The organism is Mesorhizobium sp. WSM1293, from assembly GCF_000513875.1.
Lineage (GTDB): Bacteria > Pseudomonadota > Alphaproteobacteria > Rhizobiales > Rhizobiaceae > Mesorhizobium > Mesorhizobium ciceri.
In genome coordinates this window covers 34,283-58,907 of record NZ_KI911320.1, presented here as the reverse complement: position 1 = coordinate 58,907, position 24,625 = coordinate 34,283, and the positions used below count along the sequence as shown (strand labels likewise).

The 24,625-nt window shown below is 58.7% G+C and carries 20 protein-coding genes; 7 read left to right on the top strand and 13 right to left on the bottom strand.

Annotated features, from left to right (window positions below):
- Positions 1 to 9 precede the first annotated feature (9 nt).
- The 3 genes from rfbB to M729_RS1000000136730 are packed head-to-tail and all read left to right on the top strand — an operon-like array spanning position 10 to position 7,279.
- The gene (gene rfbB, locus M729_RS0132835) at positions 10 to 1,080 is read left to right on the top strand and encodes a dTDP-glucose 4,6-dehydratase (protein ID WP_027164110.1); all 1,071 of its coding nucleotides are present in this window, start codon (positions 10 to 12) and stop codon (positions 1,078 to 1,080) included.
- Positions 1,077 to 1,979, top strand: coding sequence for a dTDP-4-dehydrorhamnose reductase (gene rfbD, locus M729_RS0132830; protein WP_027164109.1), 903 nt, complete (start codon positions 1,077 to 1,079; stop codon positions 1,977 to 1,979). Before rfbB ends, rfbD begins: the two co-directional genes overlap by 4 nt.
- Positions 1,976 to 7,279, top strand: a complete 5,304-nt coding sequence (locus tag M729_RS1000000136730) for a glycoside hydrolase family 99-like domain-containing protein (RefSeq protein ID WP_050596408.1) — start codon at positions 1,976 to 1,978, stop codon at positions 7,277 to 7,279. Before rfbD ends, M729_RS1000000136730 begins: the two co-directional genes overlap by 4 nt.
- 159 nt (positions 7,280 to 7,438) lie before the next feature.
- Here the strand turns inward: M729_RS1000000136730 and M729_RS0132820 are convergent, their stop codons facing one another.
- The 10 genes from M729_RS0132820 to M729_RS0132775 form a co-directional block, all read right to left on the bottom strand.
- Positions 7,439 to 8,086: a sulfotransferase gene (locus M729_RS0132820; RefSeq protein ID WP_027164108.1), complete on the bottom strand. Its 648-nt coding sequence runs from the start codon at positions 8,084 to 8,086 to the stop codon at positions 7,439 to 7,441.
- Positions 8,083 to 8,943: a class I SAM-dependent methyltransferase gene (locus tag M729_RS0132815; protein WP_198032160.1), complete on the bottom strand. Its 861-nt coding sequence runs from the start codon at positions 8,941 to 8,943 to the stop codon at positions 8,083 to 8,085. Before M729_RS0132815 ends, M729_RS0132820 begins: the two co-directional genes overlap by 4 nt.
- A 234-nt stretch (positions 8,944 to 9,177) precedes the next feature.
- On the bottom strand, positions 9,178 to 10,320 hold the full coding sequence (locus M729_RS0132810) for an acyltransferase (RefSeq protein ID WP_027164106.1): 1,143 nt from the start codon (positions 10,318 to 10,320) through the stop codon (positions 9,178 to 9,180).
- A gap of 80 nt (positions 10,321 to 10,400) precedes the next feature.
- Positions 10,401 to 11,912 carry a glucosyltransferase domain-containing protein gene (locus M729_RS0132805; RefSeq protein WP_027164105.1) on the bottom strand — a complete coding sequence of 504 codons (1,512 nt, stop codon included), beginning with the start codon at positions 11,910 to 11,912 and terminating at the stop codon, positions 10,401 to 10,403.
- Positions 11,906 to 12,286, bottom strand: a complete 381-nt coding sequence (locus M729_RS0132800; RefSeq protein ID WP_027164104.1) for a GtrA family protein — start codon at positions 12,284 to 12,286, stop codon at positions 11,906 to 11,908. The genes M729_RS0132805 and M729_RS0132800 overlap by 7 nt, the downstream gene beginning before the upstream one ends.
- Entirely contained in the window at positions 12,276 to 13,226 is a 951-nt protein-coding gene (locus M729_RS1000000139805; RefSeq protein ID WP_027164103.1) for a WxcM-like domain-containing protein, read from the bottom strand. The genes M729_RS0132800 and M729_RS1000000139805 overlap by 11 nt, the downstream gene beginning before the upstream one ends.
- Positions 13,223 to 14,161, bottom strand: a complete 939-nt coding sequence (locus M729_RS0132790; RefSeq protein WP_198032159.1) for a glycosyltransferase family 2 protein — start codon at positions 14,159 to 14,161, stop codon at positions 13,223 to 13,225. Before M729_RS0132790 ends, M729_RS1000000139805 begins: the two co-directional genes overlap by 4 nt.
- A complete protein-coding gene (locus M729_RS0132785) occupies positions 14,158 to 15,276 on the bottom strand; it encodes a DegT/DnrJ/EryC1/StrS family aminotransferase (protein ID WP_024503679.1) in 1,119 nt (372 codons plus the stop codon). The genes M729_RS0132790 and M729_RS0132785 overlap by 4 nt, the downstream gene beginning before the upstream one ends.
- A gap of 33 nt (positions 15,277 to 15,309) precedes the next feature.
- The gene (locus tag M729_RS0132780; protein ID WP_024503680.1) at positions 15,310 to 16,050 is read right to left on the bottom strand and encodes an ABC transporter ATP-binding protein; all 741 of its coding nucleotides are present in this window, start codon (positions 16,048 to 16,050) and stop codon (positions 15,310 to 15,312) included.
- Positions 16,051 to 16,057: 7 nt separating this feature from the next.
- Positions 16,058 to 16,849, bottom strand: coding sequence for an ABC transporter permease (locus M729_RS0132775; RefSeq protein ID WP_024503681.1), 792 nt, complete (start codon positions 16,847 to 16,849; stop codon positions 16,058 to 16,060).
- A 411-nt stretch (positions 16,850 to 17,260) separates the two neighbouring features.
- Here M729_RS0132775 and M729_RS0132770 point away from each other — a divergent pair, with 411 nt between their 5' ends.
- The 3 genes from M729_RS0132770 to M729_RS0132760 all read left to right on the top strand — a co-directional run bounded on the left by M729_RS0132770 (position 17,261) and on the right by M729_RS0132760 (position 20,940).
- On the top strand, positions 17,261 to 19,249 hold the full coding sequence (locus M729_RS0132770) for a nucleoside-diphosphate sugar epimerase/dehydratase (RefSeq protein WP_027164101.1): 1,989 nt from the start codon (positions 17,261 to 17,263) through the stop codon (positions 19,247 to 19,249).
- 93 nt (positions 19,250 to 19,342) lie between these two features.
- Positions 19,343 to 20,278 carry a glycosyltransferase family 2 protein gene (locus tag M729_RS0132765; protein ID WP_027164100.1) on the top strand — a complete coding sequence of 312 codons (936 nt, stop codon included), beginning with the start codon at positions 19,343 to 19,345 and terminating at the stop codon, positions 20,276 to 20,278.
- A 122-nt stretch (positions 20,279 to 20,400) separates the two neighbouring features.
- A complete protein-coding gene (locus M729_RS0132760; RefSeq protein WP_024503684.1) occupies positions 20,401 to 20,940 on the top strand; it encodes a sugar transferase in 540 nt (179 codons plus the stop codon).
- Between the two features lie 62 nt (positions 20,941 to 21,002).
- Here M729_RS0132760 and M729_RS0132755 read toward each other — a convergent pair whose 3' ends face one another.
- Genes M729_RS0132755 through M729_RS1000000138695 form a run of 3 tightly spaced genes read right to left on the bottom strand, consistent with a single transcriptional unit; the run spans position 21,003 to position 23,430 of the window.
- Complete coding sequence (locus M729_RS0132755) at positions 21,003 to 21,938, bottom strand: NAD-dependent epimerase/dehydratase family protein (protein ID WP_027164099.1); 936 nt, start codon at positions 21,936 to 21,938, stop codon at positions 21,003 to 21,005.
- Positions 21,935 to 23,233 carry an O-antigen ligase gene (locus M729_RS0132750; RefSeq protein ID WP_027164098.1) on the bottom strand — a complete coding sequence of 433 codons (1,299 nt, stop codon included), beginning with the start codon at positions 23,231 to 23,233 and terminating at the stop codon, positions 21,935 to 21,937. Before M729_RS0132750 ends, M729_RS0132755 begins: the two co-directional genes overlap by 4 nt.
- Positions 23,230 to 23,430, bottom strand: coding sequence for a hypothetical protein (locus tag M729_RS1000000138695; protein WP_027164097.1), 201 nt, complete (start codon positions 23,428 to 23,430; stop codon positions 23,230 to 23,232). Before M729_RS1000000138695 ends, M729_RS0132750 begins: the two co-directional genes overlap by 4 nt.
- A 287-nt stretch (positions 23,431 to 23,717) precedes the next feature.
- On the opposite strand from M729_RS1000000138695, the gene cysD reads away from it, so the two are divergent.
- Complete coding sequence (cysD, locus tag M729_RS0132740) at positions 23,718 to 24,623, top strand: sulfate adenylyltransferase subunit CysD (RefSeq protein WP_013532711.1); 906 nt, start codon at positions 23,718 to 23,720, stop codon at positions 24,621 to 24,623.
- Positions 24,624 to 24,625: the final 2 nt, after the last annotated feature.

Sequence of the window (24,625 nt, the reverse complement as noted above, 5' to 3'; positions counted from 1 at the left end):
GACAGCGGCATGAATTTTCTGGTGACGGGCGGTGCTGGCTTTATCGGTTCGGCGGTATGCCGGCATCTATGCGCCAACCCGGCCTATCGGGTGACCAATCTCGACAAGCTGACCTATGCGGGAAACCTGGCCTCGCTGCGGCCGATCGAGAACGCACACAATTATCGCTTCGCGCAGGCCGATATCTGCGACGAAAGGGCCGTGCTCGATGTCCTCCGGCGCGACGATATCGACATCGTCATGAACCTTGCCGCCGAGAGCCATGTCGACCGCTCGATCGATGGGCCGGGCACCTTTATCGAGACCAACATCGTCGGCACCTACAAGATGCTCAATGCCGCGCTGGAGTACTGGCGCGGCCTGCCCGAGGACAGGAAGAGCCATTTCCGCTTCCATCATGTCTCGACCGATGAGGTGTTCGGCGATCTTCCCTTCGATGGCGGCATGTTCGTCGAGGAAACGCCCTACGCGCCATCCTCGCCCTATTCCGCCTCGAAAGCGGCCTCGGACCATCTGGTGCGGGCCTGGCACGAAACCTATGGCCTGCCGGTCGTACTTTCCAATTGCTCGAACAACTACGGACCCTATCACTTTCCCGAAAAGCTGATCCCGCTGGTCATCCTCAACGCGCTCGATGAAAAGCCGCTGCCGGTCTATGGCGCCGGCGCCAATGTGCGCGACTGGCTGTTCGTTGAGGATCACGCGCGCGCGCTGGAACTTGTCGCGACCAGGGGACTGCCGGGCGAAAGCTACAATGTCGGCGGCAATTCCGAGCGGACGAACCTTGGCGTCGTCGAGACGATCTGCGATCTGCTCGACAGCAGGCGGCCGCGGGCAGGGGGCAAGAGCTATCGCGACCTGATTTCCTTCGTCACCGACCGCCCCGGTCATGATCGCCGCTATGCCATTGACGCCTCGAAGATAGGCCGGGACCTGGGCTGGACGCCCAATGAGAATTTCGACAGCGGCCTCGCCAAGACCGTCGACTGGTTTCTCGACAACAAATGGTGGTGGGGACCGATCCGCGAGCAGCGCTATGCCGGTGAACGGCTGGGCGAAGCACGCAAGGGGGCGGCGTGAGGCTGGTTGTCACCGGACGCGACGGGCAGGTCGCGGCAAGCCTCCTGGAGGCCGCCCAGGCGGCCGCCGGCGTTGAGGTCATCGCCATTGGCCGTCCGCAACTCGACCTCGCAAGACCCGACACGGTGATCGAAGCCATCGCGGCCGCGAAGCCGGATATCGTCGTGTCGGCTGCCGCTTACACGGCGGTGGATCAGGCCGAGGACGAGCCCGATCTGGCATTCGCGGTGAACGCCGTCGGCGCCGGCAAGGTGGCGCAAGCGGCGGCGCTGCTTGGCGTTCCCGTCATCCATCTTTCGACCGACTATGTTTTCGACGGCACCAAGGACGCAGCCTATGTCGAGACCGACGTGACCGCACCAGCCAGCGTCTATGGCGCCTCCAAGCTTGCCGGCGAACAGGCGGTTGCATCGGCCAATCCGCGCCATCTGATCCTGCGCACGGCATGGGTCTACAGCCCGTTCGGCAAGAATTTCGTGAAAACCATGCTGCGGCTGGCCGCCGACCGCGACGAGATTTCGGTTGTGGCCGATCAGTGGGGAAATCCAACATCGGCACTTGATATCGCCGACGCAATCCTGCATGCGGCGGCACGGCTGCACGAGGGCGCCGCCACATCCGGCATCTATCATCTGGCCGGAACCGGCGAGGCCAACTGGAGCGGCTTTGCCCGCCATATCCTCGACACAAGCCGCGTGTTGGGTGGTCCCTGGGGGCGGGTACGGGACATTGCTACGATGGACTACCCAACCAAGGCGCGCCGCCCCGCCAATTCCCGGCTATCGAACGCGAAATTCGCCGACATGTTCGGCTGGAATGCACCGGACTGGCGTCAATCGACGGAGGCAGTGGTGCGCCGGCTTCTCGACGGTGAGACGAAGCAGGCATTGACGGCATGAACAAGCACCCTTCGCCAGACGCGGTGCGCGACGCGATACCTGCCGGCAAGGCACGCGCCAAAGCCAAAACGGCAAAGCAGGTCCTTTCACTTCGTGACCTGTATGACGCGCATCGCGGCAAAGTGTCGGATAAATGGTCGATCTATCTCAGCACCTATGACCATATTTTTTCAGAGTATCGAGACAGGCCGGTTCGAATCCTGGAAATCGGAGTTCAGAACGGCGGCTCCCTGGAGATATGGCAGAAATATTTCCCCAATGCTGAGATAATCGTTGGCTGTGACGTCAATCTGGCTTGCGGAAATCTCGTTTTCGACAGCCGGAAGATAAAGATCGCCGTAGGTGACGCCAATACTGATCAAACAGAGCGCGACATCATGTCGATGTCGGAAAAATATGATATTATAATTGATGACGGATCGCACCTATCCTCGGATATAATACGCTCGTTCGCGCGATATTTCCCTCATCTTTCCGAAGGGGGCATGTACATCGCCGAAGATCTGCATTGCAGTTATTGGCAGGAGTTCGAAGGCGGTCTCTACGATCCGCTTTCCTCGATGTCGTTTTTCAAACGCCTGCTTGATGTAGTCAACCATGAGCATTGGGGACTGGATCGTCGTCGGGTCGATGCCTTGGCCACTTTCGCCGACAGGCACCAAGTCGCATTCGACGAAGCTTCTCTCGCGTCGGTTCATTCCGTCGAGTTCTTGAACTCGCTTTGCATTGTAACGAAGCTGCCTATTCCGGAAAACGTCCTCGGCGCGCGCAACGTGCACGGCCGGGCGGCGCTCGCAGACGGGAGCGTGGTTCCTCTCGACGACACGAAGAGCAAGGCGATCGATCAAACCGGAAATCCATGGTCGTTGAAGTCAACAACCATGGAGGAGGAGATCGGAACCAACAGGAAGTTGGTGGGCCGTCACGGGGCACGCATCGAGGCTTTCTCCAGCGAGATGGCTGAAATGCGCGAACAAATCCGGACCCACAAAGACGAGATCTCAAGCACAAGGGCACAAGTCAGCGCGCGAGACGGAGAGATCGCGCGAGGACGGACACAGATCATTGCGAGAGACAAAGAGATCGAACTCTTGCAAGAAAATTTGTCGATGGCGCACAGGGCGACGAGTGTGCTGCTTGCGGATCGCGACGAGGCGCGATCCGAGGAAATCCGGTTGCATGATGTTCTCGATGCCGTTTATGCCAGCACATCCTGGCGAGTGACCAAGCCTCTGCGGGGGATTGGGAGCCGCGTCCGCGCTATCGGCGATGTTCGCATAAGGCTCCGCCGCTTGGCGATTCGAGGTGCCTACGGTTGCTGGCACAATCTGCCGCTCTCCATCGACCTCAAGCGAAAATTGAAGAGAGCGGCGTTTTCGACCTTTCCTTCGCTGTTTGGTGTTACGAATGCCTACCGCGCCTGGAGAAGCATGGAGGCGCCCCAAGCGCCTGTGGGCAGCAACGAGATGGTCTTGCGCGGGGCGCTGGTCAGTTCCGGCCCGATCTTCTCGCCCGAACCAGTCTATGTGCCGCTTCTCGATGCGCCGCCGCTGCTCCTGAAGCCGGTGCGCGTCATCGCGTTCTATCTCCCGCAATTCCACCAGATCCCCGAAAACGATGAATGGTGGGGACAGGGCTTCACCGAATGGACCAATGTGAGGCCCGCCGAGCCGCAATTCATCGGTCACCATCAGCCTCACGTGCCGGATTCCCTCGGCTATTATGATCTGCTCGACACTGCAGTTCAGCGCCACCAGATAGAGCTGGCAAAGCTCTATGGCGTGGAAGGTTTCTGCTTCTATTTTTATTGGTTCGCCGGCAAGCGGCTCTTGGAAAGGCCACTCGAGAACTGGCTCGCGGACAAGAGCCTCGACATGCCGTTCTGCGTCTGCTGGGCTAATGAGAATTGGTCGCGCCGCTGGGACGGAATGGATCAGGAGATCCTCATCGCGCAGGATCACTCCCCCCAGGACGATCTCGCCTTTATCGCCGAGGTCGCGCCTTATCTTCGCGACCCACGCTACATCCGCATCGATGGCAAGCCGCTGCTGCTCGTCTATCGACCAAGCCTGCTCCCGGCGGCGGCTGAGACAGCGCGGCGCTGGCGGACTTGGTGCCGGGAGAATGGCATCGGCGAGATTTTCCTGGCCTATACCCAGTCCTTCGAATCTGTGCCCCCTCATCGCTACGGGTTCGATGCCGCCGTGGAGTTTCCGCCAAACAATTCCGCGCCGCCAAATGTCACGCATACAGTGACGCCGCTGCATGAGGATTTTGCCACGACCGTCTATGACTGGTCGATTTTCCCGCAACGCAGCGAAACCTACTCATCCCGCAAATACAAGCTTTTCCGTTCGGTTTGCCCCGGCTGGGACAATACGGCACGCCGCAAGCGCGGCGGCACCGTGTTCATCAACAACACCCCCGCGCTCTACCGTAGATGGCTGGACAATGTCATTGAGGACACCTTGGCCCATGTCAGCGAGCCATCCGAGCGGCTGGTCTTCGTCAATGCCTGGAACGAGTGGGCGGAAGGCGCGCATCTGGAGCCCGATAGCGCAAACGGCCACGCCTACCTGCAGGCGACCCGCGACGCCCTGGAGGCGGCTAACAGGAAATGCAAATCCCGAATCGTAGTCGTTTCCCACGACGCCCACCCGCATGGGGCGCAATTGCTGGCTCTCAACCTGGCCAAGGGGTTCAAGCAGCTTGGTTTTGAGCCCGATCTCATCGTGCTAGGCGACGGGCCGCTGCTCGGCCGTTTCGCCCACGCCGCGACCGTGCACAGGATCGACTTGCCTGAGCAAGGCGATGCCGATGTGCTGAAACGCTTGGCCGCCATCAGAAACAACGGCGCCGAAGTGGCCGTCGTGAACACCACCGTATCCGGAAAGCTCGTCCCGTTGCTGAAGCAGGCAGGGTTCCGCACCGTTTGCCTCGTCCACGAACTGCCCGGAATATTGGCGTCCTACGGTCTTGCCGATGCTGCCGCAGCCATTGTCGAGAGCGCTGATACGGTCGTTTTCCCAGCCGAGATCGTCAAAGCCGGATTCGAAGAGTTTGTTGGCCAATCGGTCAGTCAGTCGGTAGTCAGGCCGCAAGGACTCTATCTGCGTACGCCCTACCTCGCCGATGATCGTCAGCAGGTCCGCGAGGCGGTCCGCGCAAGATTAGGGCTTTCGACAAGTGAAAGCATAATCCTATGCGCGGGATATGCCGACCATCGCAAGGGCCTCGATCTTTTCATTGATGCTTGCCTCAAGGTTATGGAATCCAGACCGGATGCGGTTGCTGTCTGGGTCGGCCATGTCGATACCGTCTTTCACGCCAAGCAAATGCGACGGGTGAAGGACGCGGGACTGGAGGGCCGCTTCGTCTTTGTCGGATTGGTGGAAAATCCGCAGGAATACTATTTCGCCGCGGATATCTATGCCTTGACCTCGCGTGAGGATCCGTTCCCCTCGGTGGTGCTCGAGGCGCTGGATGCCACAGTGCCGGTCGTTGCCTTTGAGGGCGCTGGTGGCTTCCAGGATCTGCTGAAGCGGGATTGCGGAATCCTCGTGCAGGCATTCGACACCGATGCGATGGCCAAGGCTATCACCAATCTGCTCGACAATGCGGGCGAAGCCCGGCGTCTCGCCAGCGTTGGCCGCGATATCGTCCGCCAGGAGTTCAGCTTCAGCCATTACCTGCATGACCTGCTGATTTACGCCGAAAAGCCGTTGCCGCGGGTGTCGGTCATCGTGCCGAATTACAACTACGCCCGATACCTGGACGCACGTCTAGGTTCCATCGTCGATCAGACGACAAAGCCCTACGAGTTGATCGTGCTTGACGATGCTTCGACCGATGAGAGTGTCGAAGTCATCGAGAAATTTCTGACCGGTTGCGACATTCCATACCGGCTGGTCGCCAACGCGCAGAATTCAGGCTCGGTATTCCGCCAATGGATGCGGGGAGTCGAAATGGCGCGCGGCGATTATGTCTGGATCGCCGAAGCCGACGACCTCGCCGATCCCGATTTTCTCGCCGAGCTTCTGCCCGCCTTCGAGCGCGAGGAGGTGGTGATGAGCTATTGCCAGTCGCGCCAGATGGACGGCGCCGGCCGCATCTTGTCCGAAGACTATCTCGACTATGTCTCCGACATCGACCGGTCTCGCTGGACAAAACCCTACGTCGTGGACGGCCGCCAGGAAATCGCCGAGGCGCTTTACCTTAAGAACACCATTCCAAACGTCAGTGGCGTCTTGTTTCGAAGGGAGGCGCTGCGTGAGAGTCTCAACCGGAGCCTCGACGAAATCGCATCCTACCGGAATGCGGGCGACTGGGTCGCGTATCTGCGATTGCTGGAGAAAGGTGACATCGCGTTTCATCCTCGCGCGTCCAATTCGCACCGACGGCACCCATCAAGCGTCACGATAGGGAATTTTGACGCCAGGCATCTGCAGGAGATCGCGCGGGTGCAATCCGAAACGATCGCCCGCTTCGACCTGGGAGCGGCGGCCCGAGCTTCGGCAAGCGCATATTCCCAACGCCTCTACGAGCAGTTCGGCCTCGCGACGGGTGACAAGCCACGCTTTGAGGATCCTTCAAATTTGGGGGGACACAGACTAGGGGCAGGAGAACCAAGCGCTGCCAATGCCAACATAGCCAATTCCGATCTGACCAAAAGGCTTGACAGGTCAGTAGCGGTCGTCGGTGCCGCTTGGGTTGAGAGCCCGTACTATGACGACGCCGAGCGCTGGACGCATCTGTTTTGGGACGAAGACACGGACTTTCGCCGTCTCTTCAACAAACTGGACTTGACGTCGGTTCTCGAATTGTCATGTGGGCATGGCCGGCACGCTGAGCAGGTGGCCCATGTGACAGATCGCCTGACGCTGATGGACATCCACGACGCCAACCTGGATTTCTGCCGAAATCGACTGCGGGCGTATGCATTTGTCAGGTATGTCAAAGGAAACGGCTACAACTTTGAGCCGGTGGAGCCGGAAAGCAAGACTGCCATCTATTGCTATGACTCCATGGTGCATTTCAGCCCGGATATAGTCGAGAGCTATCTCAAGGACACGGCCCGAATCCTGCGGCCCGGCGGGATGGGACTGTTCCACCATTCCAACTATCCAGCGTCGATGGATGGGCACTACGGTCGCAATCCCCATGCGCGAAATCACATGACCAAGAAACTGTTCGAGACCTACGCCAAACGCGCGGGCCTCATCGTTCGCGAAAGCCATATTTTCAAATGGGGCGGCGTGGATGAACTGGATTGCGTGACGCTCGTGCAGCGGCCAAGTTGAGGTTGACAGAGTTGCTGATGCACGCGACAAATTACCAGGATGTTCACCTGCGCGCTTCGAAATCCATATCGTTGACCGGTCGGATTGTGCGCTGGCAGCGTTGTGGAACCGACGGATTAGGCCGCCAACTTCGTGGCCCCACTCTATCGAGAAGCTGGTTTATCCTGAGTGCTTTGTATCCAAGACATTTTGCAATGTGGCTCGATCAATATGTGCGCCAATGAAATCGAATAGAGGCCCAAGGCGGTCAAGGTCATGGCGGTATTCGTCATAGTGTATGTGGAAGACGTCATTTGCAGATGATTTAGCCGTACTGCGAAGCATTTGATCGACCGCTATCAGGTCTTCTTCTGAGACGTCATGGCCGGCTCTTATATTGCTTTCTATAGTGTCTTCGAGATCTCGCGTGTTGATCAAGAAAGCACTGCGTGGGAAGAACCGCCGCATGAATTCCATCTCGAATGCCAGTTCGTCGGCGGCCATATGGTAGCGGATTTCCTTGAAACCTGTGGTGCGAATATCTGGCGGTGGTTTCAGGATATTCCGTATGAAACTGGCGGCAAGATCCTGTCCGTACGAATCAAGGTCCATGTCCGCTGCGCCAAACCATGGACTGGTGGACTTGTCGCTTTCGGCCGAGAATAAATCCTGCGCAATCTTTATTGCTTGCCATGACCCGACGAGACCATGGAGAGCACCGGCATTTTCGCCTCTGATGAGCACGCCTGGGATGGTGTTCAGTACCCCTTGAAGCAGGGTTGAACCTGACCGCCCATAGGTCACGATAAAGAGAAAGTCAAAATTCATAGAAGGTCAGGCTGCATCAGGACCGATACCTGAAATGGATCGACTACGGATCGATCATACCCTACGACCGTCCAACCACTTCCCTTGAAAAAGTCGATCTCGCAAGAGATGTCGCCATATGTTTCGCCTTCGGCGCCGCCGTGGGGAAGATATGCAAATCCATGAAGATGATGGTCCGCCTGCATCTTAGCAGCGACGGAAGTCTTCCGAATGCCATCGATAAACGGCCAGAACTCGACCGGCCGAATAGTGGCCACGAACAACCCGCCAGGCTTGACGTGATTGCGAAGCGCGGCGAGGCAGGCTCGCGCGGTTGCAGGGGCAAGATGTGTGAATATCGAAAAGGCGAAAATCAGATCGAATTTCTGATCGCCTACGGGCATCGCTGAAGGTATCCGCTCCGATTGGGCCAACTTGCCGGGCAATCTTGCCTCTCGGCATAGCTCCAGGGATTTGGCCCAAGCATCGACGCCCCAGATTCGGGTTGGGTCGCTGTAGTAGTACATCATGCGCAAGATACGCCCGTAACCGCAGCCGAAGTCGAGGATATCAGAGCCAGCCAGCGGTGCCTTGGCATATCTGGTGAAATTGTTCTCCAGTTGACGCGTAAACGCTGAAGTCTGCTGGTACAGGTCGAGGCCGGATGCTCCGGTCCATGTCTTTTGCACATCGTCGCTGGCCATGGCGGGCATGAGACGTGACAAACCGGGATAGTCCTTGTTCGGCAAGGAAATCATAAAGAGGCCGAAGTCGTCCAGGCCCATCCGGCGCAGGAAAACAAGGGCCTCCTCGACGGTGCATCCGTTAGCCGCCGCGTGCTCGGCAGCCTGCAAGTGTGGGACGGCCGTGGAAAACATGCGAGGCTCCAAACTCTTGGTAGTCACGCGGCCATGTAGCACACGCCGGACTGAGGTCAACCAATCGAGGGTCATAGGAATCGCCACAAATTACCAACCCAACAACCATCGATCCACGGTCTAGACACCCGGGCTAGAAATCTCAATATCTCAATTGAGACCGCCCCTCAAAAGGTGACGCCATGCCGCCGCCTTACCTTGGTCGACATCAGGACGGAAAGGCAAAGAGGTCCGTCAAGCTGGCCGGAGACGACCAAAGCGGGTTCCCAAGGCCATGCCGGGTCGCTCGATATACCGATAGCTTAACAACGATAGTGGCATCAACACCACAAAGGTAGCAATCACCGAGACGACGAATGGCAAGGATGCCCCATCAAAGGATGCGTAGATCGTTTGATACAGACCTAGGCTATCCAGGATAACGATGACGACTGGATGCCAGAGGTAAATGCTGAAGCTGGCGTTGCCGAGCAGCTTCGCGACAGGATTCACGAACCACCTTTGCGGATACAGGGAAACTCCCACGACAGCGCCTGCCAATGTCACCGCCCAGGCGGTTTTGACGCCGGCGCCGCCGCTTGGCCCTAGTATCGCTCCGAAGAATGCTGTGATCTGGCTGGCGAAACAGATCAGGCCAACGATTGTCAGAAGGCTGGCGGCAAAGACTATTCGGCCAATCCGAGGCGAAGTGCGACGAAGTCTCAGCCAAACATAATATCCGGCTACTCCTGCCGCAAAGTAGAACAGGTGAGCTACTAGAGAGGTTTGGCCAAAGAGGGCCAACGCGCCCTCCGTCCCTTGGAACGCCAACGCCCAGTTAGCTGCTAAGAATACTGCTACCGCAAGAAACACCATTGAACGAGCAAGTCCGGTGATGGCGAAAACCAACAGCGGCAGGATGGCATAGAACGCCATCTCCACACCGATCGACCATGACGCCATGACGAACCCGGTGACGTGATTCGGCACAAAGTTGAAGATGAACAACGCCGAGCTGACGAACTGAGAAAGCGGTATCGTCGTCCCCCACATTGCCTTACAGAACGGGATGTAGAATAGCATTACGAAGTAGAACAGTGGTGCAATTCGTAAGAAACGTCTCAGATAAAAGTCTCGCAACTCCTCCCGCGTCTCGATCCTGCCTCCGTATCCTACAAACAAGCCGAATGCGCTCACTACGTAGAACAGCGGCACTCCGTTGCCGAAATGTGCTGGCACGAACCACAGGTAGCTCGGAATGTTCAGTTTTGGCAGTGCAATTAAATGAGCAAGGACAATCGACAGTGCTGCATAGCAACGCATTGCCAAAAGACCAGGCAGTTCAATCCGCAACTTAGGAGGCGCTAATTCCTTTCCCTCTTTGCTCCCGGTGTTCATCTTGCCCCCGATTCCATAGTGTGGCTTCTAGCTCGTTTGATATCTCTCACAACTGAGAGCCTACCAAGCATCCTGGCTCCTTAACGATTGGCCAACCTTGCAAGCGCTTGCTGATACATGTAGCTGGGTGTCTCGCCGAGTTTTATCAATGCGATGTCGTCCTGGATTTCCACACTGCCTGGGGCTGGCCACGCCGGCATCAATGAAAGATGGACGACTGTTCGGTCGATTTGATCCGGGGTAGGAGCCATCAAATTGGAGTAGCCCAGAAGTCTCATATAGGGAGCAATGCGCCCAGGATTGCCGCCGTCCCATTCGAAGAAGGAATGACCGACTGTCGAGTCCGGCGGTTTCGGATAGTTGGTCACAAATGGCTGCGAGCCGAACACACTTATGGCGTAGTTCCGCTTCGCATCGAAACCGGGCATGGCCGACAGCCTGTCATAGATGGCTCCCGCCAGAAGGGTGTCGTGCTTGTCGACCAGATAGCTGGACGCCTGACGATAGTTCTGGACGACCTGGATCTGAAAGAGCGCCACCGCCAGCAAAATCGCCGAGGCGACACGGATTCTAGAATTTCTGCTCGTCACCGCGATATAGGCGAACAGCCACACTGCGATCGGCACCCCGACGAGGCTCCGGACGGGCATGCTGCCCGCGGCGAGGAAATGAAGACCGAAGGGGACAAGCAACGAAACGAAGGCCGCTGCCGTCAAAAATACTCTTGTGCGGGGCGCCTCCTGGAAAAGTGCCCAGCCGCCCAGGATCAGCAAGAGAGGAATTGCCCACAAGGCAACGCCATAGGTGCTCTGGTTCAGGGCATAGATCCCGCCTATCGCCTCCGCCACGCGCCCAATGACTACAACCGGGTGTTGAAACAAAAACCCAGGTTGGGAAAGTGACTCGAAATACGCGTTGCTGCCGGGGACGAACGATCTGGAAATGGCGTTACCGAGAGCATAGAACACCGCCGCGCCAATCAACAGGAAGACTGTATGAAGCAGGCCTCTCCCCAATGATTTGCCGGCGCCAGCCCGCGCTTGCAAAATTATGATGGCAATGCCCAGCACCAGAATTGCCGGCGCGAAACTCTGATAAATCGAGATCGCGAAACCACCTGCGGCCACCGCGCCAAGAAAGCGTAGGCTGTGCGGCGAAGTGTCCTCCTTGCTGATCAGCCAAAGCGCAAGGGCGGTACCGAACAGACCGATCCCGACAGCGGCAATGTTCGAATAAAACTCGACAATGAAGAACCAACTCGGGAAACCGCAGAAGATTGCAAAGCATGCATACTCCGCGATGGAGAGTTCCTGCTTGCCGATCGCGTCCATAACGAGGAGATAGGCGGCCACGCAACCGGCACCGAACACGGCTGGTGTCAGCAAAGGCATCACTGAATGTGGGATGAGAAATTTCTCGATGAGATACGCACCCCAGCGCCCCTGAATGATCCAGATCGACGCATCCGTTCTGAACGCGGCCAGTTCCTCGTCGACTGATAGCGAAAAGGAAGCCAGCTCGGAAAAATACATCGCGACGAAAATCGCGAAGAGATTGATGGCGGGTCGTATTGTGCTTTGGCGCGTCAGCATGGTCTGCGGAGTATCCATCGAGAAATCACGAAGTTGAGGACGGTCGTGATGGCAAGGGTGACGAAGAAGGGAACTGCGGTGTTTTGCAACACGCTCTCGAGTGTTTTAAGAATTGCCAGTCCCAGCACGAACACGACCGCAATCGACGCTCCGATCGCCAGTCGATCGGCGATGCCTGTGCGACCTCCGGGAAATACGCGATCGGGATAGAACACCATCACGAACACGAGGCCTGCCAGCCAGGCGAGCGCGTAAGACAAACTTGAGGGCAGGACAACAAGGCCGGCAAAATAGACAAGGCTGGTCAGGGCGGTGTTCAGGCCGCCGGCGACAAGGAACCGGACGGCGTCTCCGCCGATGCGGTCAGCGGCCATCCTGCCTGACCGTATCCAGGAAATCCGCATAGTCCCTGATGTAATCGCCAGCATCATAGCTGTGCGAAGCCATGACCAGCAACGCGGTGTCCGGCTGGAATTTATATTGAATTCCCCAAATGCCGGGTGGGATGTAGAGACCGATCGAGGGTTCGGTCAACGATACCTCTTTTCTGTCATGGCCATCATCGACGACGACGGACAGGCGGCCGTGGGCCGCTATCAGGAATTGATGGCACTCGCGATGCGCATGCTCACCCCTGACCTTGTCGGAGGGAACGCCATAAACCAGAAAGGACCGGGCCGGCTTGAACGGCAGGTTTGCACCGAATTCGAGCGGGGCGAGTTCGCCCCGCAGATCGCTAAAATGCGGCAGCCGCCAGAGCTCGGTACCACCGACCCCAAGCGACATTTTCTCGCCCACTGTGCCTGGGGAGTTCTGGGTGACCGCGGGCACGATCTGCGGACCTGTCTGATAGCCGATGATGACGGCGGGATTTCCGACCACAACGGCATTGGCGGGAACGCTCTTGGTCACCACGGCGCCGGCGCCGACCATCGCCTGGCGGCCGATGACAATGCCCGGCAGGATTGTGGCATTGGCGCCGATAGACGCACCGTCCTCGACCGTCGTCAGCAGAAACGTCTCGGGATATTCCTTGGAGCGTGGGAAGCGATCGTTGGTGAAGGTCGCATTCGGGCCGATAAACACACGATCGCCCAGGCGCACCCCGTCCCACAGCTGGACGCCGCTCTTGATGGTCACGTCATCGCCGACGATCACGTCATTTTCGATGAAGACGTGATCGCAGATGTTGCAGCTCGAGCCGATCACAGCACCAGGCAGCACGTGGGCGAAGGCCCAGATACGCGTTCCGTCGCCGACATGCGGGCTTTCGCAGATACCACGCTCATGGACGAAAAAAGGCTTGTCGGTCATTTGGCGGTTCCGTCAACGACGCGGCTGATGATCCTGAGCGGGCGCGACTTGGTGTTTTCAACAGCCCGCCAGAGATAGCAACCAAGAATCCCCTGAACCAGCAGACTGGCCGAACCGAAGCCGGTGATCAGCAGCACCAGTGTCGTATAGCCAGCGGGGTCGATATTGCCAAGCAGCCGCGCAATCACGGTAACGACTGCAAATAGAAGACTTAGCACACAGCCTGCAAAACCCACCCAAAGTGTGAGCATGATCGGAAAATCAGAGAACGAGAAAATGCTGTCCATCATGTATCGGAAACGCCGCGCCATGCCCCAGGCGCTTGTTCCATGCTCTCGTTCGCGCCGCCGATAGGGCACGAATTTCCGCCTGAACCCGACCCAGAACAATTGCACGACAAGCGAGCTGTTCGGCTCCTCGATCGACAGGATCGCTTCCAGAACCTGGCGATTGCAGGCAAAGATATCCACCCCGCCACTCGGCATGCTGGGCAGGACCAGCCTGCGGTAGGCCGTCCAGAAAGCCCTCGACAGAAATTTGGTCAAGGGCGGATCGCTACGCCCGGTTCGCTGCCCAAACACGACGTCAGCCTCATCCTTTTCCAGCTTCGAAAAGAACTCGACGATCAGTTCTGGCGGCTCCTGCAGGTCGGCGGCCATGGCCGCGACCTGATCACCCGACGCGTGTTCGAGCCCGGTTCGAATTGCGGTGAACGAGCCAAAGTTCCGGCTATGGAAAATGATCTTGTAATCGTAGCCCGAGGCTTTCAATTCCTCGACCAGCAGAGGGCCGGATTCATCCGGTGATCCGTCGACAACGAAGACGAACTCGATGTCGCCTTGATATCTGGAATGGAAATCGGCGACCGCCTGCAGAAGGGAAGGGATGTTAGCCTGATTTCGATAGATCGGGAAAACGATCGAGCGTGTCGTCACATTGCCTCCCATTCGCGCAGGGCCAGGCACACTTGCTCTATTTCGTCACTCGTCATGTCCGGATAGCAGGGGACGGAACAAAGACGGCTGACGCTGGCCCTTGAAACGGCGAGATTTTCGCTTCCCTTCATCGGCAGATCCGCCCAGCCGACCTGGTCGCAATCCAGCACAGGATAGTGAATGTCGGTGTCGATGCCGCGCTCTTTCATAAACGCTCTGAATGAATCCCGGTCGTCGCAGAGCGCGACGGCGAGGTGCGCAACAGCGCCGTCGCCGCCTTCCAGGAATTGCAATCGACGTCCGGCAACCGACTTGTACTGGCTCAGGATGCCGCGCCGCTGCCGGTTGCGGCTATCCACATCGCCCAGCAGAACGTCCAGTATCGCAGCTTGAACTTCGTCCATGCGAGAGTTGCGGCCATAGGGCACGCCGACGTGATATTTTGAACTCCAGCCATATTGCTGCAGTTGCCGTACATGCCCGGCGATTACCGTGTCGGAGGTGAGAACGGCGCCGCCGTCACCCATGGCTCCGAGATTTTTCGTCGGGTAAAAGCTGAAAGTGGAGATATCTCCCAGCGAACCCGCAACGTCGCTTCCTATTCTCGCCCCGTGCGCCTGCGCGCAATCCTCCACGATTGGAATGTGCGAGAGGCCAGCCTGGTCAAGTCCGTCCCTGATGGCGCGGACATCGACAACGCCGCCATAAAGGTGGGTGACGACGATCGCAGCGGTATCTACGCTGGCTGCTTTCAGCACCGATTGAATGTCCACGAGCTGGCTGGCCGGTTCGATGTCGACATAGTGCGGAATGAGATCGTTGTGCCAGCAGGCGCAACTGGCATAGCCCCCGGCATTGGCCGCGACGACAACCTCGCGTCCGCGCGTGGTGACCGCGGCCAACGCAAGTTCGAGCGCATCCGTGCCGTTGGCCACGAGGACGCATTCCGAAACACCTATGAACTTGGAAAAATTTGCAGCGAATTTTTTGCCGGCCGCGCCATTGAGCCACCATCCGGAACGCAACGTGCTGGTTACTTCATGCTCGATCTCGACCTGATAGCGCTGATACAGGCGCTTCAAATCGTTCATCGGAACGGCTTCTTGTTTCGTCATATGTCAGTCTCGCTACCCAGTACGCGGAAAGGATTAGGCTTTGGACACCTTCCCTGCACGCTTGATCGGCTCTGCCGTGAACGATTCGATCCGACCCCCTTTGAGTGTCAGTTTTTTCGTGCACACACTTTGGATAAGAGCCTCGCTATGGCTGGCCAGAACGATGATGCCCGCCTTTTCCGCCAGTTCGTCCATGCGCCGTTTGGCCTTGTCCTGGAATGACGCGTCGCCGGCGCCGATCCACTCATCCATCAACAGAATCTCGGGATCGAGCGCGGTCGCCGCCGAAAAGGCCAGTCGCGCGGCCATGCCCTGGCTGTAGGCCTTGAACGGCAGATCAATGAAATCCCCGAGTTCGCTGAAGGCGATGATGTCCTCCATCTTCTCTTCGATCTCGGCTTCCGTCCAACCGCTGATCAACCCACGCAGCATGATGTTCCTGCGCCCTGTGGCCTCACGACGGAAGCCTATGTTGATGTTGAATAGGGCGTCGACTTTGCCTTCGATCGCGACGCTTCCCCCGGATGGCTCGTAGATCCCGTACAGCACCTTGAGAAGGGTAGTCTTGCCGGCCCCGTTTGGGCCGACCAGGCCCAGTCGGTCGCCGGCCTTCAATTCGAAACTGACGCCGTCGAGCGCCTGCACAAACTGCTTTCTGCCCGAGCTTTCGATTCTGCCGCCTGGCCCAGCCACACGACGATCCGGCGCGGAAAGCGTCAGCTTCTCGTGCAGCTTGTAAACAAGGCTAACGTTGTCCAGCTTGATAGAAACCATGGAAAACTCAGATGAGGAAGACGACTTGTTTGCGGTATCGGCCGAGCAGCAGCAATGCAATCGCCCATGTAACCAAAGATGCAATGATAGTTACAGTGAAAGCATGAGCTGGAAATTCTCCATTGATGACCGGCAAACGGACGATCTCCAGAAAATAAGTGAACGGGTTCCACTCATAGGCGTATTTTTGGATGGGGTCGTGACCGTTGTTCATCCAGAAGACGGGCGTGAAGAACATGCCGACCCGCAGCAGGTTGCCAACGATGAACTGGCTGTCGGGAAAGAAAGCTCCGAGAAACGCGAAGACGGTGACAAGAGCGGGTGTGGCGAACAAGATCAGCAACAATCCTACCAGTGACCACAGCCATGGAGTTGCGACCGGGGAGCCGCTCATGACCAGAATGACAACGCAACCTGCGATCGCATAACCCGCCCTGATGGCGGACTGCAATGCCAGTCGCATCACATAAACAAACAAAGGCAGTGTCGTGCCTTCGATGAAGCTCTCTTCGCGCTGAAAGAGCGCCACGCTCATGGACATGACTTCCATCAGGTAGAACCATACCAGAAGGCCGATCGCGACATAGGCGGCATAACCCGCGGCCCCCTTTCCGGCAGGCTGGAACACGAAAACGAATGTGCCCACGAAGGCGACGTAGTTTACCAGCATCCAAAGCGGGCCGAGCGTCGTGCGTCTGTGCTGGTCGCCGATGTCCTCGTGGGCAAGCGCGATCCAGACCCGGTGTAATCTCATGGCCTTTGAGATGTCGTCAAAAGCGCCGTTTAGTGCCGCAATCATAGCTGAGAGTATCGCAATCCGTTATTCTGGCGCATTATTCTTCGCTGGCCATAGCGAACCACCAAGCCCGTCTCTAATAGCCATTTCGATGGGCATATGGCAACGCATTGCGTCGTAACGCGGTGGGGAGCAGAGTCAACTGCGGCAAAACTGAACGCATGCTGATGCTGTGTGACTTATATATTAGCTCTTGATAATGTTTCCTTTGCGGCAATCGCCCCAGCATGATCCATGTTCTCCACTGGACGCCTCTTCCCGAAAAAATCTCTAGCTATGCCCTCCGCCCCGCAGTATGCGATACACCACGGCGGGGGCCGGGGATGGCACTTAAGGTGGATTGGTCGCGAAGTATCTTCGTGTTCGCACTTCGCTGGTGTCGATGCCCTTGAGCCTGGAGTCTAGTGCCGTCCAATGAATTCCCACCTAGAAGCTGTGTTCGGGCTCAGGCCACAGATGCGGCGCGCCTTCATCATGGTCCAGGACGTGGTCATGGTCCTGGTGGCCGTGGCGCTCAGCCTTATCCTTTCGCGGTCGAATCTTTCGTTCGAAGCGCTCTCCAACGAGGGTCTGGCGACATGGGCGGGCATCGTCGTCATCAGCCATTTGCTGTTCCGCTACAGCGGCCTCTACACCACCGTCTGGCGCTTCGCCTCGACGCCGGACTTTTTCAACATCCTGAAGAGCTGCGCGATTTTGACGTTCACTCTTTACATGGCGTCGCTGCTGCTGCGTTTTTACCGGCCGGTGGCGGGGCTCAACGAGCGTCAGTTCATCGTCTTCTTCCTCGTCTCCTTCACCATCATATCGGCACCCCGGCTGTTCTACCGCTTCCTGCGTGACGGCGCGAGCTGGGGGATTCTGGGCCGCAAGACCGACGCCAGGCAGGCCAAGCGCGCTCTGTTTGTCGGCCGGCTCGGCGAGGCCGACCTGATCATTCGCTTCACCCGCACGGCGCAACCGGCGGACTATTCCATCGCAGGCATCATGGCGACCGAGCGCGGCGCACCGTTGGGCACGCGGATTCAAGGTGTTCCCGTGGTGGCGACCATGCCGCGCCTGATCGATGTCCTGGAAGACTATGCGACCGGCACCAAAAGCCTGGACCTGCTGATTTTCGGCAGCGGCGCCGAGCATGAAATCGAGGACTATCCGGAACTTGTGCGCATTGCCCGGCACGGCGACATAAATGTGGTGCAGTTCTCAGGCCTTTCGGAGTTGGAGCAGCACGGAAAGCTGGTTCTCGACACCGTCGAGATGGAAACGATCCTGCGCCGTCCGACGGTCGCGGCCGACATCCAGCGCATCGGCGCCTTTGTGGGGGGCAAACGCGTTATTGTGACCGGCGGTGCCGGTTCGATCGGCCAGACGCTGGTCAGGCGGTCGCTGGAACTGGGAGCCGAGGCGGTGCTGGTCGCCGACAACTCCGAGTTCGGCATTTTCCAGCTGAGCCAGTACGTTGACGAGAAGGACCACGACCGCCTCAAGGTGCGCATCGTCGATGTCGCGGACCGGCGCCAGATAACGCGTGTCGTCACGGAATTCCGGCCGGACATCATCTTTCACGCCGCGGCGCTCAAGCACGTTCCGCTGCTCGAGGAAAACTGGGATTCGGCCATCCAGACCAATATCTTCGGAACGCTCGTCTGTGCCGAAGTCGCCGCCAAGTGCGGGGTTGCGCAATTTGTCCTGATATCGAGCGACAAGGCGGTGGATCCCTCGTCGGTGCTTGGCATGACGAAGCGGGCCGCCGAACAGATCATCAGCGCCTTGCATGGCACGCCGGCAGGCGAGACGGGTGGGCGTCGTCCGGCCACCAAGTTCATTGCAGTGCGGTTCGGCAATGTCTTCGGCAGCAATGGTTCTGTGGCGACCATATTCCAGGCGCAGATCGAGGCTGGAGGGCCGGTCACCATCACCGACCGGCGCATGACGCGCTATTTCATGACCGTGGCCGAAGCCGTCGATCTCGTCATCATGTCGGCGGCCGATGCCGCGTCGCGGCAGAGCGGAGACGATTATGCCGTCTATATGCTCGACATGGGCAAGCCGGTGCCGATCCTTGAAGTGGCCGAAACGATGATCCGCTTGTCCGGAAAGAGCCCATACAAGGACGTCGCGATCCGGTTCACCGGCATAAGGCCGGGCGAAAAACTCCACGAAACGCTGCATGGCGAAGACGAGGAACTCGTCGAACTCGGCATCTCGAAGATTTTCGGCCTCAGCACGGACGTCGTGGAATGGTCGGATGTCCAGGTCGCGCTCACGGCGCTGCAGCAATCGGCGAAAAACCAGGACAAGGCTGCCGCGCTCGCCGCATTGGCAGGTCTCGACCGCGCCAAGAAGGCCAGGGCAAGTGCACGTCAAGACGCGATTCCGAAGACGGCCGGGCAGGCGACCTAGAACAATTCCGGGAAAAGCGCACGGCGCTTACCTTTGGGAATTGCGCCAAATCAAAGAGATAGATCCAATCAGAATCAGAAAGCGATCTTGCTCGTGAGCAAAGATGATCTGCGCATCGCGGTCCTGATGGGCACGAAAGACGGCGCCGCCTTCATCGAGGAGCAGCTGCAGTCCCTGCTCGAGCAGTCGCACCCTCTGGTCGACCTGTGGATTTCAGACGATGGCTCCACCGATGGCACGACCGCCATCATCGAGGCATGGAAATCCCGCTGGCGGCCCAAGGGTCGAATGACGCTCGTCGAGGGGCCGCGGCAAGGCTTCGCCGCCAATTTCCGCTCGATGATCGTCGATCGACGCATCGAGGCGGACTGCTATGCCTTCTGCGACCAGGATGATATCTGGGAGCCCGACAGGCTGGAGAGCGCTATCGACTGGATGCGGACCCAGGATGCGAAAATCCCGCTGATGTTTTGTTCGCGAACCGCGACCATGACGGAAACAGGAAGCCTTGTCGGCCATTCGCCTTTGTTTGCCCGGCCGCCAACCTTTCGCAACGCGCTTGTGCAAAGCATCGCCGGCGGCAACACCATCCTGCTCAACGCAGCGGCACGCGACCTGCTGGCCAGGGCCTGCATGCGGACCGGGTTCGTCAGCCACGACTGGTGGGCCTATCTCATCGTGACCGCTGCCGGTGGCATCGTCCGCTACGATCCGCGGCCGCTGGTGCGCTACCGGCAGCATGCGGCAAACCTGGTCGGCGCCAACGTATCCTGGAAAGCAAGGGTGTCCCGGCTTGGCCGCCTGTTCAAGGGGGAATTCGCCGGCTGGACGGACCTCAACCTGGATGGCCTCGCCGTCAATCGCGACCTCCTGACCGAGGACGCGGCGGCGTGCCTCGACCTTTTCACCCGCGGGCGCGACGGCGGCCTTTTCCGCCGCTTGGCAGGCTTGCGCCGAAGCGGCGTCTATCGGCAGACCGTTTCCGGAAACCTGGGGCTCTATCTCGCCTTCGTCCTGGGGCGCATCTGAACATTGCGACGGTTGCGTGGCGCGCTTGGTCAAGAGATCGGCTCATGCTACGTCGACCGGATTGACGGCATTGGCCTGCGGCATTGCCTCGGGACTTCGGCAGGGAGCACTATCGGCCGTTCATGAAGGCAGCCAAGCAAATCTTCGATCTTGCCGGTGCGGCTCTGCTGCTGGTGGCGACATCTCCTGTCTTGGCGCTCACCGTCCTTGCCGTTCGGGCATCGTCGCCGGGCCCGGCCATTTTTTCACAGGTGCGGGTCGGCCGTGACGGTCGGCTTTTCCGCTGCCACAAGTTGCGCACGATGTATGTCGGGACGCCGTCGCTACCCTCGCATGAGGCGCCGGCGGATTCCGTGACATCGGTTGGAAAAGTCTTGCGGAAGTTCAAGCTGGATGAGCTGCCGCAATTCTGGAACGTCTTGAAGGGCGAAATGAGCCTGGTCGGGCCGCGGCCCTGCCTGCCGACCCAGACGGAATTGATCGAGTGTCGCAGGCGGCTGGGGGTTTTGGCGGCGCTGCCGGGCATAACAGGCCTGGCCCAGATCAGGGGCATCGACATGTCTAACCCGGAGCTCTTGGCGCAAACGGATGCTGCCTACCTCCGCACCGCGTCGTTCTGGCTCGATCTTCGGATCCTGTTTGGAACGCTCTACCGAAGCTGAGCAGACCATGATCCCAAAAGTGGAAACCGGTTTTTGGAAAAGATCATGGTCAAGCAAGAAAGTCAGGATCTGCTGAGCCGCGCCAGCTCGGCCAGCCGCTCAAGCGTGCCGGCTTCGGGCGTCCACCCCTGCGATATCAGCAGGGCGGGGTCGCATATCTGTGTGGCGGTCAGGCTGTCCCAGAACGCCCGCCTGCCGAGTGCGGCCACCACCGGCCGTATCGGCCCGGCCGGCACCGCCATCAGGCGCACAGGCCGCCCCAAACCTCTGCGAAAGGCGGCGATGACGGCGTCGAGGGCGACCGGCGGCACATCGGCGCCGACATAGATCGGGCGAAGCGGCCCGGAATGGCTGAGCAGGTGCGACACTGCTCGCACCGCGGCCTCGGAAGACATCAGCGAACGGATTCCGGTCAGGGCACCCGTCGGCAGCGGCAGCGGCGTATCGGCAAGGCGCATCAGCGTTGCCAGATTTCCCCTCATGCCGCTTCCATAGACCGGAGGCAGGCGCAACACGGCGGCGTCGGAGCGGCCATGCGACGCATAGGCGTCCAAAACCGTGATCTCGCTTTCGCGCTTCGAGCGTCCATAGGCGCATTGTGGGGCAGGAAGCGTGTCCTCGTCGATCGTTGCGCTGACGTGCGCGCCGATCACCGCCCGGATCGAGGAGAGATGAATGAAACGTCCGCTTATCTGGGCCACCGCTGCATGCGCCAGCCTTGCGCTCAGTTCCACATTGGCCGCCTGGTAATCGGCTTCGGTTGCATTTCCCCGATCATTGTTGAGGCCAGCGCAATGGACGACGTCAGTCATATGCCGGGTCAGTTCCAGAAAGGCGGCGGCCGGCGCATCGAAGCCGGGCATCGGCACAGTCTCGTTCTCCGAACCAAGCCTCTCGGGATGGCGGGAGGCGAGGCGAAGCTCGGCACCGGCTTCGCGTAAGTGGCGCACGACAAGACGCCCGATGAAACCTGTCGCGCCCGTGACCAGAACCTTCATGGCCTTGCCCGAGACAGGTCTTGCGTGACTGGTGCAAGTGCCGGTTCGTCCAGCAAAGGAACATGGCGTCCGGAGGCGAGATATGTTCCGCTCACCAGGAAGACCATCAGCACCGAGTCCAGAATGTCATGGCCGACCAGGATGCCTGTCATTCCGGCCGTCAGATAGGTGATCACCACGACGATAATCATGGTGGCGCCGAACCGCTCGTTCGGATCGCTGCTGTTTCGCAAGACCCGGGCGGCATTTCCAGCAGCAACGATAAAGATCGCTGCCAGCGTCACGGCGCCCAGAATTCCTGCTTGCACCAAGGCGGTCAGGAAGCCGTTGTGGAAATGGTTGAAGCCTGTGTCCATCGCGAACTGCTCATGAAAGCCCTGTTTGATCAGAAGCTGGGTTGCACCCACACCGTGCCCGAACAGTGGCATGTCATGGAATGCTTTGAGGCCGATCTCCCAAAGCGCAACACGTATTCCCAACGAGGTGTCGTAGTTGCCGCTAGCTCCAAGCGCACCCCAATCGGAGCGCAAAAAGTCGACTCGCCCGGATATCGCCTGGAAGCTGGAAGCGGCGATCACGACGCCGACTGCCGCCAGCAGCAGCAGCAGGCGAACGGCATTCCTGCCCCTGAGCCTGTGCCGGTTGATCAACATGACGGCTATGCCGGCGATCAGCAGTGCCAGCCAGATGGTACGCGAGCCGGAATAGATCACGGCGATCGTCCCGGCCAGTATCGCGTAGAAGAGGGGTGTCCGGGCTTGCTCAATACTGGACAAGGCGCCAGCCACACACGTCACCACGGCAAGGCAGACGACGGTTGCGAAGACGATCGGATTTCCGGCTCCCCCCTCCGCCCTGACGCCAATCCAATATTGCTGGATGACGGCCATGAGCAGCGCGACAAAGCAGGCGGCCATGCTGGAAAGCACGACGATGCGGGCAAGCGTGGTTTTCTGCGTGTTGCTCCAGGTCGAATAGGACACGGGAAAAAACAGGAAGGTGACGAGCGGGATAAGATGCGGCGCATCCCGGACAAACGAGTTGTTGACGATGGACGCCAGGAGATTGGCGGCGCAGTAGGCATAGATCGCGACCGTCATCCAGATCATGGGCCGGTCGGCGTTGAAGCGCCTTTTCCCTAAAGCAATCAGCAGCGCGGACGAAAGGCCTCCGCCATTGAACACAAAGCTGACCACCGACCCCAGAACCGGTGGAAAAAAGAAGCAAAGGATGGAGAAGTAGTTGTTGATCCGCGAAGGCGAGAATTGCTGTGTGAGGGATGAAAGCCGGCTCAATTTTCGGGCTCGCTGTTTTCGGCAAGTTTCATGCGGCGGATCTTGTTTAGCGAAGTTGAATGCGCTCGCCTCGAAATTGCCCAGGCCTCATAAAGCGCTTGCCCGCTGCCGAAGCTGGTATAGCGGCCGCCCCCCGTTTTCGATAGTGTATCTGGTGGATTGCCACCGAAAATCGGCGGCAGGCGACGGTCGGCCAAGGGAAGTCGCTTGAAAGCCGTAGCCGGTCATTCAAGCAATATTTTCCCCGCGTTTTCTCGGTTGTTGAGCTTGCGGGCAGGAATTTCCGGGTTTGATGGTATCTGTGGAAAATTCATTCTCGAACCATGTGCGGCCGGGCCAGTCTTGCATTGTTCTTGACAACGGCGATCTGCTAGAACGCCGGCACGAGGAAGATTGTCCAGAAACAAGGCTCGAACCGGGCGCAAAAGCTCGATGATTTGAGGCAAGGTCTTCTGTTGGAAATACGAAAGAACGCCCACGGTCCATGACAACAGCGCTTACGCATCTTCAGCGGCTTGAGGCCGAGTCCATCCATATATTCCGCGAGGTTGCGGCCGCCTTTGCCAAGCCGGTCATGCTCTATTCGGTCGGCAAGGATTCATCCGTGTTGATGCATCTGGCGATGAAGGCGTTTTATCCCGCCAAGCCGCCATTTCCCTTTCTTCACGTCGACACGACGTGGAAGTTCCGCGAGATGATCGCCTTTCGCGATCAGATGGCGCAGAAACTCGGCTTCGATCTCCTGGTTCATGTCAACGAAGACGGCGTGCGCGACAACATCAATCCGTTCGACCATGGTTCGAACACCCACACCCATGTCATGAAGACCGTGGCGCTGCGCCAGGCGCTCGACAAATACGGCTTCGACGCGGCCTTTGGCGGCGCACGTCGCGACGAGGAGAAATCGCGCGCCAAGGAGCGCATCTTTTCCTTCCGCAATGCCCAGCATGTGTGGGATCCGAAGAACCAGCGCCCCGAAATGTGGAAGATATTCAACACCCGCATCGCATCGGGTGAATCGATCCGCGTCTTTCCGCTGTCGAACTGGACCGAGCTGGATATCTGGCAGTACATCCTGCAGGAAAGTATCCCGATCGTGCCGCTCTATTTCGCCAAGGAACGGCCGGTGGTGGAACGCGACGGCATGCTGATCTTGCGGGACGACGAGCGCATGAAACTCCGCCCCGACGAGACAGTGGAGAACCGGCTCGTGCGGTTCCGCACGCTTGGCTGCTATCCGCTGACTGGCGCCATCGAATCGGAGGCCGACACGCTGGAAGCCATCGTCGGCGAAATGCTGACGGCACGGACATCCGAACGGCAGGGTCGCCTGATCGACCGCGATGAAGCCGGCTCGATGGAAAAGAAGAAGCGCGAGGGGTACTTTTGACC

Excerpts from the sequence above, each read along its gene's own strand:
- M729_RS0132810 (WP_027164106.1), bottom strand. The coding sequence starts at position 10,320 with ATGAACACCGGGAGCAAAGAGGGAAAGGAATTAGCGCCTCCTAAGTTG.
- rfbB (WP_027164110.1), top strand. The coding sequence starts at position 10 with ATGAATTTTCTGGTGACGGGCGGTGCTGGCTTTATCGGTTCGGCGGTA.
- M729_RS0132815 (WP_198032160.1), bottom strand. The coding sequence starts at position 8,943 with ATGTTTTCCACGGCCGTCCCACACTTGCAGGCTGCCGAGCACGCGGCG.
- M729_RS0132820 (WP_027164108.1), bottom strand. The coding sequence starts at position 8,086 with ATGAATTTTGACTTTCTCTTTATCGTGACCTATGGGCGGTCAGGTTCA.
- M729_RS0132800 (WP_027164104.1), bottom strand. The coding sequence starts at position 12,286 with ATGGCCGCTGACCGCATCGGCGGAGACGCCGTCCGGTTCCTTGTCGCC.
- M729_RS0132805 (WP_027164105.1), bottom strand. The coding sequence starts at position 11,912 with ATGCTGACGCGCCAAAGCACAATACGACCCGCCATCAATCTCTTCGCG.
- M729_RS1000000139805 (WP_027164103.1), bottom strand. The coding sequence starts at position 13,226 with ATGACCGACAAGCCTTTTTTCGTCCATGAGCGTGGTATCTGCGAAAGC.
- M729_RS0132770 (WP_027164101.1), top strand. The coding sequence starts at position 17,261 with ATGAATTCCCACCTAGAAGCTGTGTTCGGGCTCAGGCCACAGATGCGG.
- M729_RS0132785 (WP_024503679.1), bottom strand. The coding sequence starts at position 15,276 with ATGACGAAACAAGAAGCCGTTCCGATGAACGATTTGAAGCGCCTGTAT.
- M729_RS0132780 (WP_024503680.1), bottom strand. The coding sequence starts at position 16,050 with ATGGTTTCTATCAAGCTGGACAACGTTAGCCTTGTTTACAAGCTGCAC.
- cysD (WP_013532711.1), top strand. The coding sequence starts at position 23,718 with ATGACAACAGCGCTTACGCATCTTCAGCGGCTTGAGGCCGAGTCCATC.
- M729_RS1000000136730 (WP_050596408.1), top strand. The coding sequence starts at position 1,976 with ATGAACAAGCACCCTTCGCCAGACGCGGTGCGCGACGCGATACCTGCC.
- M729_RS0132775 (WP_024503681.1), bottom strand. The coding sequence starts at position 16,849 with ATGATTGCGGCACTAAACGGCGCTTTTGACGACATCTCAAAGGCCATG.
- M729_RS0132755 (WP_027164099.1), bottom strand. The coding sequence starts at position 21,938 with ATGAAGGTTCTGGTCACGGGCGCGACAGGTTTCATCGGGCGTCTTGTC.
- M729_RS0132760 (WP_024503684.1), top strand. The coding sequence starts at position 20,401 with ATGAAGGCAGCCAAGCAAATCTTCGATCTTGCCGGTGCGGCTCTGCTG.